Below are 14373 nucleotides of genomic sequence, written 5' to 3'. Positions count from 1 at the left end.
TCAAATCTTGCGGAAGGGGGGAGAGGTGAGCGGAAACTTCAAAAGTTTCCGCCCAAGAATTTTTTCAAAATTCTTATTCCTCAACCTCCGCATCCAGGAGTTCCATATTCAGGCCGAGGCCACGGACTTCTTTAACCAGAACGTTGAACGATTCCGGTACGCCCGCTTCAAAGTTATCCTCGCCCTTGACGATCGACTCATAGACCTTGGTCCGGCCGGCGACGTCATCCGATTTCACGGTGAGCATCTCCTGCAGGGTGTAGGCGGCGCCGTAAGCTTCCAGAGCCCAGACCTCCATCTCACCAAAGCGCTGACCACCGAACTGCGCCTTACCACCCAGCGGCTGCTGGGTCACCAGGCTGTAGGGCCCGGTCGAACGCGCGTGGATCTTGTCATCCACCAGGTGGTGCAGTTTCAGCAGGTACTTGATGCCCACGGTCACCGGACGTGCAAATTGCTCACCAGTGCGACCATCGAACAGAACCGACTGACCGCTTTCCGAGAAGCCCGCACGCACCAGCGCGTCGTTGACGTCAGCCTCTTTGGCTCCGTCAAAGACCGGGGTGGCGATCGGAACACCGCGGGTCACGTTGCCCGCAGCCTCGATCAGGCCATCCTCGTCCAGACCGGTGATGCCTTCTTCGTAGACATCCTCGCCATAGGCCAGCTTCATCGCTTCGCGCACCGGAGTCAGATCGCCGGAACGGCGGTATTCACCCAGAGCGTCGTCGATGTTCAGACCCAGACCGCGTGCGGCCCAACCCATGTGGGTTTCAAGAATCTGACCAACGTTCATACGCGAAGGCACGCCCAGCGGGTTCAGACAGAAGTCAACCGGCGTACCATCGGCCAGGAACGGCATGTCTTCCATCGGAACAACCTTGGAGATCACACCTTTGTTCCCGTGACGACCGGCCATCTTGTCGCCCGGCTGCAGCTTACGCTTCACAGCGATGAAGACTTTGACCATCTTCATCACACCCGGCGGCAGGTCGTCGCCACGGCGGACCTTCTCGACCTTGTCTTCGAAACGGGCGTCCAGAGCACGCTTTTGCACTTCGTACTGCTCGTTCAGAGCCTCAACGATCTGTGCGTCCTGCTCACCTTCCAGCGCCAGCTGCCACCACTGACCACGGGTCAGGGTTTCCAGCAGTTCCTCGGTGATCACCGACCCCGCCTTGACGCCCTTCGGGCCTTTGACAGCGGTTTTACCCAGGATCAGGCCCTGCAGACGCGCATAGATGTTGCGGTCAAGGATCGCCAGCTCGTCGTCCCGGTCGCGGGCCAGACGTTCGACTTCCTCACGCTCGATCTGCAGCGCACGCTCGTCTTTCTCGACGCCGTGACGGTTGAAGACACGAACCTCAACGACCGTACCGTAATCGCCCGGCTTCACGCGCAGCGAGGTGTCGCGCACGTCAGATGCTTTCTCACCAAAGATGGCGCGCAGCAGCTTTTCTTCCGGGGTCATCGGGCTTTCGCCCTTCGGAGTGATCTTGCCGACCAGAATATCGCCCGGCTCAACATCCGCACCGATGTAAACGATGCCCGCCTCGTCGAGGTTGCGCAGCGCTTCTTCACCGACGTTCGGGATGTCGCGGGTGATCTCTTCCGGGCCCAGCTTGGTATCACGGGCGGCGACTTCAAACTCCTCGATATGGACCGAGGTAAAGACGTCGTCACGCGCGATACGTTCCGAGATCAGGATCGAGTCTTCGTAGTTGTAACCGTTCCATGGCATGAACGCGACGACCACGTTCTTACCAAGGGCCAGTTCACCCATATCGGTCGACGGACCGTCGGCAATGACTTCACCCTTCTGGACGGTGTCACCCACCTTGATCAGCGGACGCTGGTTGATGCAGGTGTTCTGGTTCGACCGCTGGAATTTGCGCAGACGATAGATGTCAACGCCAGCGTCACCCAGTTCCAGATCCTCGGTGGCGCGGATAACGATACGCTGGGCATCGACCTGGTCGATGATACCGGCGCGTTTCGCCTGAATCGCAGCGCCCGAGTCGATCGCAACCTTTTCCTCGATCCCGGTGCCGACCAGCGGTGCCTCGGCCCGCAGCAGCGGAACCGCCTGACGTTGCATGTTCGAGCCCATCAGAGCGCGGTTGGCGTCGTCATTTTCAAGGAACGGGATCAGCGATGCAGCGACCGATACCAGCTGTTTCGGAGATACGTCGATCAGGTCCACATTCTCGCGCGGAGCCAGAGTGTAGTCACCGGCCTGACGGGTCGACACCAGATCGTTGATGAACTTGCCATCAGCGTCCAGAGTCGCGTTCGCCTGCGCCACGGTGTGACGCATTTCCTCGGTCGCGGACATGTAGTGAACCTCATCGGTCACCTCGGCGTCCTTGACGACGCGATACGGTGTTTCGATGAAGCCATACTTGTTCACGCGGGCGAAGGTGGCCAGCGAGTTGATCAGACCGATGTTCGGACCTTCCGGCGTTTCAATCGGGCACATCCGGCCATAGTGGGTCGGGTGCACGTCGCGAACCTCAAAGCCCGCACGCTCACGTGTCAGACCACCGGGGCCAAGCGCCGAGAGACGGCGTTTGTGGGTGACTTCCGACAGCGGGTTGGTCTGGTCCATGAACTGCGACAGCTGTGATGAGCCGAAGAATTCGCGAACAGCGGCCGCAGCAGGTTTCGCGTTGATCAGATCCTGAGGCATGACGGTGTCGATCTCGACCGACGACATACGCTCTTTGATCGCGCGCTCCATGCGCAGCAGGCCAACGCGGTACTGGTTCTCCATCAGTTCACCGACCGAACGCACTCGACGGTTGCCGAGGTGGTCGATATCGTCCACGTCGCCCTTGCCGTCACGCAGTTCCACCAGCGCCTTGATGCAGGCCACGATGTCTTCGCGGCGCAGCGTGCGCAGGGTGTCCGGCGCGTCCAGAGCCAGACGCATGTTCATCTTCACGCGGCCAACAGCGGACAGGTCATAACGCTCGCTGTCGAAGAACAGGGTGTCGAACAGGGCCGAGGCCGCTTCGACGGTGGGCGGCTCGCCCGGGCGCATCACGCGGTAGATGTCCATCAGCGCGCTTTCACGGTTCAGGTTCTTGTCCTGAGCCATGGTGTTGCGCATGTAGGGACCAACGTTGACGTTGTCGATGTCCAGAACCGGGATGTCGGTGATACCCGCATCGATCAGGTCCTTGACGGTGCCGCCGATCAGGTCGCCGTCCTTGTCGTATTCCAGCGTCAGCTCATCACCGGCCTCGACATAGATCGCGCCGGTTTCTTCGTTGATGATGTCCTTGGCGACATATTTGCCGACGATGTTATCGAAGGGCACCAGCAGGTCGGTGACATTGCCTTCGTCGATCAGCTTCTTGACCGCGCGCGGGGTGACTTTCTTGCCTGCTTCGGCAATCACTTCACCCGATTTGGCGTCGATCAGATCGTATGTCGGACGGGTGCCGCGCACACGCTCGGGGAAGAATGGCGTAACCCAGCCTTTCTTCTTGTCCAGCTTGTAGGACACGGTGTTGTAATACGCGTCCATGATCGCTTCCTGATCCAGACCCAGTGCGTATAGCAGGGTTGTCACAGGCAGTTTACGGCGACGGTCGATTCGGGCGAACACGATGTCCTTGGCGTCGAACTCAAAGTCCAGCCAGCTGCCGCGATACGGGATGATGCGGCAGGCAAACAGCAGCTTACCCGAGGAATGGGTCTTGCCCTTGTCGTGGTCAAAGAATACACCGGGCGAGCGGTGCATCTGGGACACGATCACGCGCTCGGTGCCGTTCACGATGAACGTGCCGTTCGGTGTCATCAGGGGCATATCGCCCATGAACACGTCCTGTTCCTTGATGTCCTTGACCGATTTGGCGCCGGTGTCCTCATCGACATCAAACACGATCAGACGCAGAGTGACCTTCAGCGGCGCGCTGTAGGTCATGTCGCGCTGCATGCACTCTTCGACGTCATATTTCGGTTTTTCCAGATCGTATTTCACGAACTCCAGAACGGAGGTTTCGTTGAAATCCTTGATCGGGAAAACCGACTGGAACACACCTTTGATGCCTTCGCCGTCAGCGGGCTGTTCTGCATCGCCGGAGCGCAGGAAAAGGTCATAAGAAGATTTCTGCACCTCAATGAGGTTCGGCATCTCCAGCACTTCGCGGATTTTGCCGTAATATTTACGAAGACGTTTCTGGCCAAGGAACGTTTGAGCCATGTCAGATGTCACCTTTCGATGTTCTCAGCGGGCAAAGACACCGTCGGGCCCCGGCATCTTGCACAATCGAGACAACACGTCCGGATCAATTCGTGGCCACCGTCCCGAAGGCGGCCTCCCGATCCGAAAACCGTGTCTTAGAAAACGCCCCCTTGATTGAGGCCCTTTCTAAGACAGGTTCGGCTGGACCCGGATTTCTCCGGACCCAGCCAAATTTTCAGGCACATCAGCGATGCGCCAGTCGATTGGCTTAGGCCAGCTCGACTTCGGCGCCAGCTGCTTCCAGCTTGCCTTTGACTTCTTCGGCTTCGTCTTTCGACACGCCTTCTTTGATCTTGCCGCCAGCTTCGACCAGCTCTTTGGCTTCTTTCAGGCCCAGACCGGTGATGCCGCGAACTTCTTTGATCACGTTGATTTTCGAAGCGCCGGCGTTCTTCAGAACGACGTCGAATTCGGTTTTCTCTTCCTCGGCTGCGCCACCGGCGTCGCCACCGGCTGCCATGACAACCGCGCCGCCTGCTGCGGGCTCGATGCCATATTCGTCTTTGAGGATGGTTTTCAGTTCCTGTGCTTCCAGCAGGGTCAGACCCACGATGCTTTCTGCGAGTGCTTTCAGATCAGCCATTTTATCAGCTCTTTCCGTTTACAGTGTGTGTTCCAACGTCAGGGGCAATCCCCTACGCAGATCATTCAGTGCCAACCGCTTACGCAGCTTCCGCCTTCTCTTCGATGGTGGAAAGGATGCTTGCGATGTTGCTTGCAGGTGCGCCAATCGCGCCGGCGATGTTCGAAGCAGGTGCGCCAATGCAGCCAGCGATCGAAGCAATAAGCTCTTCACGAGACGGCATTTTCGAAACTGTTTCGACGCCTTTGCGGTCCAGAGCGTTCTCGCCCATAGCACCGCCGAGGATTTCAAAGTTTTTGTTATCCTTGGCGAAGTCCTCGGCCACCTTGGCTGCTGCCACGGGGTCCTCGGAATAGGTCAGAACGGTCATCCCTGTCAGCAGGTCGGCCATGCTTTCACACGGCTTACCCTCGAGGGCGATTTTGGCGAGCCTGTTCTTGGCAACACGCACGGCACCACCCGCGTCACGAGCACGTGCGCGAAGGTCCTGCATCTCGGCAACTGTCAGACCGGCGTAGTGAGCAACCACTACGACGCCAGAGCTTTCGAAGATTTGGCCGAGTTCCTCGACCACTTTCTCTTTCTGGGCTCTATCCACAGTTCTCTCCAAGTTAGGGGCGATATCTCACCCCGGCTCATATTTGCCGCAGCTTGCGCTCCGGCGTTCAGGTCCGTTGTTACGGGATGGGCCAAAATTCGCCCGAGGGTGGGACCCTCAGAATTCTTTGGTCTTACCCGTCTCAGGCAGGGAATTAAGGGGCCGTATGGACCCACCCACCGTCTTGGACGAAACGAAATAAAGCGCACGACGAATCGCACGCTTTATTCCGCAGCCCTACTTAGGGCAGACGACCGGGGTTTCCAAGGGGTAAATTACACACTCGCGCGATTTAGCGCGCCTTATGACAAAAGGGGTTTGGCGTTGCTTGCATGACGCCGCGCCATCGATCCGCCCCGGCGTCCACCGACCAGATAAGCCGCCGGAATGGGCGGGTCCGCCCTCTGTAGCTCGGGAAACAAGGTCAGAATTTCTTCCCGGCTGGCATCAGACAGCGATTTCAAAGCTTGTGGCCCGGCATAGAAGCTTTCAACCTCGGCCCCTTCTGCAAAGACGATCTCGTGGCGGTCGAACATGAAATGCCAGTATTCCACCAGATCATTGTCGCGACATTCGTCTATTCCGGACAGGTCTATCAAGTGTTTGGCAGCCACAAGCACCGCGTCCTCGCCAAACATCCGCTGCACAATCGTTGAGTTCGCCAGAACCCGGTGCTGAGGCGAGACAGTCAGCGGACGTTTTGGCAGGCCGTTACCCAATGCACCTGTGTCGATGCGAACAGGGTAGGCGTTGCACATGGCGGCAAGCTCGCCCTTTGTCAGTTCCCGGCTGCCAATCCAGCGGACCGGCTGAAACCCGCGATCACGCGTGCGCACACGATCCCCAATCTGCAGATCCTCGACAGCGCGCGGGCCCTGATCGGTTTCAATCAACGTACCGCGCAGAAAGCAGACCGGAAACTCACCATCGAAATTCGACGGGTTCCGCGCGTTGTTGGGCCGGAAGTTGCCAAGCGTAATGCTTGTGATGTCGTTGAAATCATATCCGGCAGCGATGAAATCGGCGATGTTTCCATCCCGAAAAAATGCCAGAACAGTCCCGTCATCCAACTCGGCGGTTATGATCTGGACGTTGAAACTCTGCCCGTCGGAAAACGTGATGGTCGAGTTTCGATAGGCCCCGCTGGTCTCAACTTGCTGCAACGTCCCGTTGACCAGAACACCCTCATCAGCAGTAGGCTGGGTGGTGTCATTGTTGCCGTCAAAATCCAGATCAAGGATGTTGTTGCCGTTATCCGTGTCGTTCTGCCACTGATAGGTATCGCGATCAAAGGTCGACAGATCGACCGTCGAACCGGCAAATCCCTCGGCGGTGCCGGTTCCCAGCAAAAACGCATCCAGATTGAACTGCTCCAACGGCATGGCTCAGATGTCCTTTATAAAAACCCGGGTGGCGTAAAGATCATTGCTGCCTTTTGCAACATCCCGGCATCCACACTCAATTCGTATCTTTTGATTGTAAATTTTTCCAGTACAACGAATTGCAACCTGTTTTGGCAAGACCGGGAAATTGACACACGCGCCGGACCCGGATGCGGTGCCGCCAAACGGTCTTAAGGAAGAAGCCGCCGCTCCGTGACTGCGCTCAACTCAGATGAACTTGCCGATACTCTGGTGGCCGAGTTCACCCGCCAGATTCCGGGTGATCCGATCCTGACCGCTGAGCGCATCTACCGGTCGCACGACTTCCCCGACTCGCGCTGGGTCATGAAGGTTGAAACGGCACAGCAAGGTTACGCCCTGAAGATCGACACCCAATCGCCCAGAACCGGGCGGCTGGTCGATGAGTTTCGCATATTAAGTCAGCTTCATTCTCACCTGGCAGGGAATGGCCCGACGCGTGTTGTGCGACCGGTTTACCTGTCCCCAAGCGCGATGTTTCTGGTCACCGAGTTTATCGACCGGCCCACCGCTGTTGATGTGATCTACAACAGCACCGACGACAAGCAGGTCGCGCAGGTCTATCGCCGGGCGGGTGCCTGGTTGCAGGACCTGCACAACTATCGACCGGCCAGGCAACAACCTTTCTGGCCGCAATGGATGATGGAGCGTATTCGCGACTCGTCCGCCACCATCCTTCCCGACATCCGGCCCGATTATCAGCGTATGATGAATATCATGCGCGCCGATGCGACCCATCTCAGGGGTCAGCCCGATCTTGAGGTGTTTTCACACGGCGATTTTCACGGGATGAACCTGATCCTGGGCCATGGCGCGGCAATCGGGTTGGATTTCACCGAGGCGCGCGACAAGCTGGCAGTCTATGATATCGTCGATTTCCTCAAGGCCGACGTGTTCAGGGCCGGAGAGACGCCGGAAATCGACCGAAGCGGCATCCTGAACTGGAACAAGCAGATGTTTTTCCGGCGCTACCGCCATCCCATCAATATGGATGTTCTGGACTTCTGCATCCGCGGACGTCTGCTGCGCGACTGGCTGTTGCTGCGCCAACAGAATCAAACATACAGCGAATTCGAACAACGCCGCGCCGACCGGTTAGAGCTCCGCCTGAAGCAATCCCTCACCGAACCGCTGATCTGAGATTTACTCACTCTGATGAGCGTTCACTTTTGGCCAACAGACGTTGTCTTAGAATACGCCGCATGGGCCTTGGCGCCGTCAGCAGGACATTGCGTAATCTGTGTCGGCTATAGCCCTTCTCACCGCTGTCGATCCTGGCCAGAATGGTCTGGAACTGGATGACCGGATGAAACAACCGGCGCTCATCGGAAAATTCCCGCACCGCTTCGAACAGATGTGGAGGGTTGGTGTTAAACGTACCCGCGCCTGCCTGCTCGGGCGCGATGTCCTCAAGGCGTACGTAGTCGAAGCCATGCCGTTCCACCGCACCCGCCAGCACGCCTTCGTCATTCAACCGGACACCGGGATATTGCTGCAGCTGCTCAGCACGCAGCTGTTTCATGGCAGCGATCACCTGCGGGCTGACAACGGTCAGCGGGAAGATGCAGCCCAGATGCGGATCAAGGCCAAAATTTTGCAGAGCCTCGGAATACCTGCGGCGCCCGGCAATTTTCCCGAATTGGGCAGCAATCGCCTGTTCGGGACGGGTACAGAGCGTCCGCACCAGTTCCTGCGCGCCTGCCGGAGGGACATAAACGTCAGACTCGACCAGTACATAGCGGGCAAAATCAGGCATCGCGTCAAACGCAATATAATAGCACATGTCGCCGCACAACCACCGCCAGATCCGGGGCAGACCCTTCAGGCCCAGCCGCGCCAGCGCATCCTGATGAAGCGATATTTTCGGAAACGGATCGCAGTCGACCGGGCCGTCCTGTTCATCCACGACAATGGCGACTGTGACACCAGCCGACGCCAGTGTCGTCGCCAGAAGGCGCGCCATCTCGGGGAACCCTCTGGTTCGGACGAGAAACAGGGTTTCATCCGCGCTCGTCACTGCCTTGCCACCTTGCCCTGCGTTAATGGTTTGCGCGCAGCCAGCCCGCCGGTCGCGCATCGTTGTGTTCGCGCTGTCTTATCGACTGCAAGGCCACGGCAGTCAAACAAAAGAAACCCAGGCAGCATGTGCTGCCCGGGTTCGAATTACCGACATGTCGCGAAGGGCTTATTCGCCCGATGCTTCCGCAACATCCACGGTCACGCCGGGGCCCATGGTCGAGCTCAGCGCGATTTTCTTCATGTAGGTGCCTTTTGCGCCCGACGGCTTGGCCTTGGCAACAGCCGAGACGAATGCACGGACGTTTTCGGCCAGCTTAGCTTCGTCGAACGACGCTTTGCCAACACCAGCATGCACAACACCGCCTTTTTCCGCCTTGAACTGAACTTCACCGCCCTTGGCTGCTTCCACGGCCGCTTTCACGTCCATGGTCACGGTGCCAACCTTGGGGTTCGGCATCAGGTTGCGGGGGCCCAGAACTTTACCCAGACGGCCAACGATCGGCATCATGTCCGGGGTGGCGATGCAGCGATCGAAATCGATGGTGCCGCCCTGAATGGTTTCCATCAGGTCTTCTGCGCCAACGATATCCGCGCCTGCTTCTTTCGCCTCATCCGCCTTGGGGCCACGTGCGAAAACAGCAACACGCATGTCTTTGCCGGTGCCGTTCGGCAGGCCGACAACGCCGCGCACCATCTGGTCAGCGTGACGGGTGTCAACGCCCAGGTTCATCGCGATTTCGATGGTCTCGTCGAATTTCGAGGTTGCATTGGCTTTGACCAGGGCAACAGCTTCGTCCACCGACAGGTTTTCCTTGCCAGCGACAGCTTCGCGCGCAGCGCGGGTACGTTTACCGAGTTTTGCCATCTTACTTCACCTCGATGCCCATGGAGCGGGCCGAGCCCAGGATGATCTGCATTGCGCCTTCGACGTCGTTGGCGTTCAGATCTTTCATTTTGGCTTCGGCGATTTCACGAACCTGCTTCGAGGTCACGGTTGCCACGGTCTCACGACCGGGGTTTTCCGCGCCGCGGGGGCGGTTACGCTTGCCAACCGGCTTCAGACCAGCCGCTTTTTTCAGGTAGTAAGACGCGGGCGGCGTCTTGATGTCCATGGTGAAGGACTTGTCCTGATAATAGGTGATCACGGTCGGGCACGGCGCGCCGGGCTCCATGTCTGCGGTCTTGGCGTTGAACGCCTTGCAGAATTCCATGATGTTGATGCCGCGCTGACCCAGCGCCGGACCAACTGGCGGCGACGGGTTCGCCTGACCTGCAGGAACCTGCAGCTTCATTGTACCAGCAAGCTTCTTGGCCATTTGGTTTTCCTTTCAACTTAGGTGAAACGCGTTCCACCCAGATTATGTTGCGTGGTTCGGTCCGGGATCGCGATCCCGGCAACCTCCCACGAGAGAATCTCGCCCGAAGACGATAGAGGCGGCGTTTATAGGGGAATGAAGGGGTTGGCAAGGGGTCGACCCGGCCGGAAAACGCGCATTCGAATCGTGCCCCGTTGAGTTTTGCCAAACTCGATGAGAGCCCAAAGCTGCGGGCCATGAAACAGACGCCCTGAACACCCCGGCAAGATCCTAAAATATCTGGATAAACCGGCGAGATGAGCGAGCTCCGGCCTTTGAGCCACATTCGCACGCGTGTCTGTGCTATAGTCCATGAAAACAGGTATTTGTAGTGGAGGTTAATTATGTTCATTCGATTGGTAGTAACGCTCGCTATCGCACTCTCTTTCACAACGTCCTCTCCTCAGAGCGCTCGCGCGGACGCGGGAGAAATCTTGGGCGGTGCCGTCGTTGGTGGGGTTATCGGCTACGCGATTGGCCGGGATCAGGAGAGAAAGAAACAGGCCCAGACAACAACGAGATCCACCCAAACCTACCGGTCGGGCATCCCATCGACCACCCAAGGGGCGCAGACCCAGACGGCGCTCAACTACTTTGGATATAATGCCGGTCGTGTCGATGGTCAGGTGGGCCGTGGCACCCGCTCGGCGATCGAGCGGTATCAGGTGTCCATGGGCTATCCGGTAAACGGATATGATTTCCAACCCTATCAGCGCGATTTCCTGATGCAGGCCTATTACTGGGCCACCAGCGGAGGTCAGGCTTCGACGCAACTGGCGGGACAACCGCTGTTGATGGAGTATCGCCGGCAGATACAAACGGGATCAACGCTGGCTGTGGCACCGCAAGCGACTGCACCGGCCCCGGCGACCATACCCGTTGTGACTCAGCCGCAACCTGAGGCCGCCCCTGCACCCGAGCCAGCTGAAACCGCTTCCAGTAGTTTGCCCAGCCTGTTTTCTGGCGGCACCGGTGGGCCATCGCTGGCCAATCGCTGCAGCGGGGTGATGCTGCAGACATCAACCAATGGGGGCTATACGACCCTGTCCAACATGTCCGACCCGGATTTTGCACTCAGCGAACAGTTCTGTCTTGCGCGCAGCTATGCGATGGCGCGCGGAGAAGACCTGATGCAGGATATTCAGGGGCTGACGCCGGATCAGGTCAGCGCACAATGCGATTCGTATGGCGAGATGCTGGCACCGCAAGTCGACGCCCTGTCGATCACTTCAAAAACAGAGGCTGAATCTCAGGTCCGCAAACTGGCGCTGGAGTCCGGGCTGAGCCCTGCAGATCTGGCGGCGACGAGCAAGGTCTGCCTGTCCATGGGCTACCGTCAGGACAACATGGACACCGCAGTAGGTTCAGCGCTGATGCTGGTCGCGATGGGCGAACCCGCCTATGGAGAGCTGATCGGTCATCACCTGCGCGAAGGCTTCGGCGTGCAGAAACGCCGTGACCTTGCAACGCAGTGGTACGATGCGAGCCTTTCGGCATTGGATGCCGGATCGCCTGCCGTCTTCCTGCCGTCCCAGTCGGATCGCCCGCAACTGTTGCGCGCGGCCATGGTTCAAGCGCAATAGGGCGACGCGCCAAGCTGTATTGACCCCGGAAAGGTCGATTTAGAACGCCGCGGTGCGTGTTGCATCGCGGCGTTGTGTTTTTCGCGATGAACCGGACTATAATCGGCGCCAGACTTGCAGCCCCGCTCTGGTGCAGCCACAGCTTCAACCGACCCGACAATGTATCGCGAATGTGCTATGCAATCACCGGAACCGAACCAGGAACAGGACAAGATCGACGCTCTGATCGAGTGGATGGTTGATGGCGCCCGCCCGGCAGCAAATGCGGTCGATATCATAGAAGGTATATGTACGCGCCTGCTGGATGCCGGTGTCGCCATCGACCGGTTCGGTTTGTTCATCTGGACGTTGCACCCCAATCTGACAGGACGGCGTTTCCTGTGGAAAGCAGGCGCAGGCGTCGACAGGGTCGACGCGCCGTCACAACTGTTTTCCGAGGCGATCTATACCGAAAATCCGCTTCCGCACGTGATCGAGCGTCAGCAAACCATCCGCCGCCATCTGGAAGACCCCAACTGCCCCGAGGATTACATCATCGTAGGCGAATTGCGCGAACAGGGGTTCACCGACTATCTGGCGCAACCGCTGATCTATATCAACGGCGATACCCATGTCTGCACCTGGTCAAGCGCCGCGCCCGGCGGGTTTTCAAAGCGGGATCTGGAGATTCTGAACCGGGTTCGCGGCCCGCTCGCACGCCTGACCGAGGCGTATATGCTGCGGCTCGACGCGACCAATCTGTTGTCGACCTATGTAGGCCATAACAGTGGCGCACATATTCTGGAGGGGAAGGTGCATCGCGGTGATGGCAGCAAAATCGAAGCGGTCATCCTGTTTGCGGATCTCAAGGGATTTACCCGCCTTTCAAATTCAGTATCCGGTGATGCGTTGGTCCGGCTGCTGAATGACAGTTTTGATTGCCTTGTCCCTTCGGTCATGGATCACGGCGGAGAGATTCTGAAATTCATGGGCGACGGCTTTTTTGCCATCTTCCCAACCAGCGCGGACCTTCCGCCCAACGTACAGATCGAAGCCGCCATCGCAGCGGTGCGCGAGGGCCTGAAATCGCTGAGCGAGGCCGACTTCTCCCACAAACTGGGCGTGCGCACTGCAATTCATCATGGTCGCTTCCACTATGGCAATATCGGAGGCGGGGACCGGCTGGATTTCACCGCCATCGGCCCGGATGTCAATCTGACGGCAAGGCTGGTATCGGCGGCCACGGACCTGGAATGTGACCACGTCCTGTCCGAAACCGCTGCAGCGTTTCTGCCGGAACTCTGCGAACCGGTCGGAACTGTGTCACTCAAGGGGTTCGGCGAAGATCAGACCGTTTGGCAGTTGAGCACACCCCAAACGTAAAAAGGGTGCCCGTAAGGCACCCCATCCGATGGTTCTAAAGGAACCGATCAGCTTTGCTTGGTCACCTGCGTGAAGTCCAGTTCGACCGGAGTTTCGCGACCGAAGATCGAGACCGAAACCTTCAGTTTCTGGTTCTCGTCGTCCACGCCTTCGACCATGCCGTCGAAATCCTCGAACGGGCCGTCGTTGACCTTGACCTTTTCGCCGATCTCGAAGCTGATCATCAGCTTCGGCGCTTCTTCACCTTCCTGAACGCGGTTGAGGATCTGGTTCACCTCGGCGTCGCGCATAGGCATCGGGCGGCCCTGCGGGCCCAGAAAGCCGGTGACCCGGTTGATCGAGTTGATCAGGTGATAGCCCTGATCCGACATTTCCATATGCACCAGAACGTAACCGGGCATAAAGCGGCGCTCGGTTGTGACCTTCTTGCCCCGGCGCACTTCGATCACCTCTTCGGTGGGCACCAGAACCTCGTCGATATCGTCCTCAAGGCCCTGTTCAGCCACCGACGTGCGGATCTGCTCTGCGATCTTCTTTTCGAAATTCGAAAGAACGCTGACCGAGTACCACCGTTTCGCCATGAACCTGTCGTCCTTGTTTGCCTTTGGGGCGGCGGCTGAGCGTGCGCCCCGCGTTGAAATTCAATTGCGTCACCCGGAATAAAAAGCGGCGCGCAGCCCGATTCGCCGCACGCCCATTCCGAATAGTCATGTCACCTACTCTGACATCGCAAGCTGTGCAAGGGGGCAGTGGCGTTTCCGCCTGCCCAACCGGCTTAGCCGAAGGCGCCCAGGATCAGTTGCAAGCCGCCGCGAATGCCCAGATCGACCAGCGCAAAGAACACAGCCGTCAGCGCCGCCATGATGAACACCATGACCGTGGTCAGCAGAACTTCGCGCCGGGTGGGCCAGACGACCTTTGCAACTTCGGCACGGACCTGCTGAATGAACTGGATCGGGTTTGTGGTGGCCATGAGGCGTATCTCTCTGCTAGCGGATGGGCCGGACATAACCGGGCATTGCGGCAATTTCAAGGGCGGTCAGGGCTTGGGCTTGTCGTCCCATTCGTCACTCAGGATGCGGCGCGCATCGCCCTCGGGGTCGTCATACTGGTTGGACCGGACCGTATAGATGAACGCCACCAGTCCGACGCCGCCCAAAAGCAGTGAAATCGGAATGAGATAGGCCAGAACTTCCATCG

At 58.4% G+C, this 14373-nt stretch carries 13 protein-coding genes; 3 read left to right on the top strand and 10 right to left on the bottom strand.

Annotated elements, in window-relative coordinates; all coding sequences use genetic code 11:
- Positions 1-73: 73 nt before the first annotated feature.
- From rpoB to ACR3E4_RS11140, 4 genes are all read right to left on the bottom strand, one after another.
- Positions 74-4210, bottom strand: coding sequence for a DNA-directed RNA polymerase subunit beta (rpoB, locus tag ACR3E4_RS11155; RefSeq protein ID WP_480534161.1), 4137 nt, complete (start codon positions 4208-4210; stop codon positions 74-76).
- A gap of 250 nt (positions 4211-4460) precedes the next feature.
- Positions 4461-4835 (bottom strand): 50S ribosomal protein L7/L12, encoded by a 375-nt coding sequence (gene rplL / locus ACR3E4_RS11150; RefSeq protein WP_037314964.1) that lies wholly within the window; start codon positions 4833-4835, stop codon positions 4461-4463.
- A 79-nt stretch (positions 4836-4914) separates the two neighbouring features.
- Positions 4915-5433, bottom strand: a complete 519-nt coding sequence (gene rplJ / locus ACR3E4_RS11145) for a 50S ribosomal protein L10 (RefSeq protein ID WP_298387143.1) — start codon at positions 5431-5433, stop codon at positions 4915-4917.
- Positions 5434-5735: 302 nt separating this feature from the next.
- A complete protein-coding gene (locus ACR3E4_RS11140) occupies positions 5736-6815 on the bottom strand; it encodes a Hint domain-containing protein (protein ID WP_480534163.1) in 1080 nt (359 codons plus the stop codon).
- Positions 6816-7028: 213 nt separating this feature from the next.
- Here ACR3E4_RS11140 and ACR3E4_RS11135 point away from each other — a divergent pair, with 213 nt between their 5' ends.
- Entirely contained in the window at positions 7029-7994 is a 966-nt protein-coding gene (locus ACR3E4_RS11135) for an aminoglycoside phosphotransferase family protein (protein WP_480534165.1), read from the top strand.
- Positions 7995-8001: 7 nt separating this feature from the next.
- Here the strand turns inward: ACR3E4_RS11135 and ACR3E4_RS11130 are convergent, their stop codons facing one another.
- The 3 genes from ACR3E4_RS11130 to rplK all read right to left on the bottom strand — a co-directional run bounded on the left by ACR3E4_RS11130 (position 8002) and on the right by rplK (position 10189).
- A complete protein-coding gene (locus ACR3E4_RS11130; RefSeq protein WP_480534167.1) occupies positions 8002-8871 on the bottom strand; it encodes a hypothetical protein in 870 nt (289 codons plus the stop codon).
- Positions 8872-9039: 168 nt separating this feature from the next.
- On the bottom strand, positions 9040-9738 hold the full coding sequence (gene rplA / locus ACR3E4_RS11125; protein ID WP_480534169.1) for a 50S ribosomal protein L1: 699 nt from the start codon (positions 9736-9738) through the stop codon (positions 9040-9042).
- A gap of 1 nt (position 9739) precedes the next feature.
- Entirely contained in the window at positions 9740-10189 is a 450-nt protein-coding gene (gene rplK / locus ACR3E4_RS11120; RefSeq protein ID WP_010440985.1) for a 50S ribosomal protein L11, read from the bottom strand.
- A 473-nt stretch (positions 10190-10662) separates the two neighbouring features.
- Between rplK and ACR3E4_RS11115 the strand changes: the two genes are divergently transcribed.
- On the top strand, positions 10663-11811 hold the full coding sequence (locus ACR3E4_RS11115) for a peptidoglycan-binding domain-containing protein (protein ID WP_480534170.1): 1149 nt from the start codon (positions 10663-10665) through the stop codon (positions 11809-11811).
- A 177-nt stretch (positions 11812-11988) separates the two neighbouring features.
- Positions 11989-13173 carry an adenylate/guanylate cyclase domain-containing protein gene (locus ACR3E4_RS11110; RefSeq protein WP_480534172.1) on the top strand — a complete coding sequence of 395 codons (1185 nt, stop codon included), beginning with the start codon at positions 11989-11991 and terminating at the stop codon, positions 13171-13173.
- Positions 13174-13220: 47 nt separating this feature from the next.
- On the opposite strand, the gene nusG is transcribed toward ACR3E4_RS11110, so the two are convergent.
- The 3 genes from nusG to ccoS form a co-directional block, all read right to left on the bottom strand.
- Positions 13221-13754 (bottom strand): transcription termination/antitermination protein NusG, encoded by a 534-nt coding sequence (gene nusG, locus ACR3E4_RS11105; RefSeq protein ID WP_480534174.1) that lies wholly within the window; start codon positions 13752-13754, stop codon positions 13221-13223.
- Positions 13755-13948: 194 nt separating this feature from the next.
- A complete protein-coding gene (gene secE, locus ACR3E4_RS11100; protein WP_171124314.1) occupies positions 13949-14146 on the bottom strand; it encodes a preprotein translocase subunit SecE in 198 nt (65 codons plus the stop codon).
- Positions 14147-14212: 66 nt separating this feature from the next.
- Entirely contained in the window at positions 14213-14371 is a 159-nt protein-coding gene (gene ccoS, locus ACR3E4_RS11095) for a cbb3-type cytochrome oxidase assembly protein CcoS (RefSeq protein WP_170335604.1), read from the bottom strand.
- Between the last annotated feature and the right edge of the window lie 2 nt (positions 14372-14373).

It is taken from the genome of Ruegeria sp. AP11 (assembly GCF_056535865.1).
This window is presented reverse-complemented; position numbering and strand designations above follow the sequence as displayed.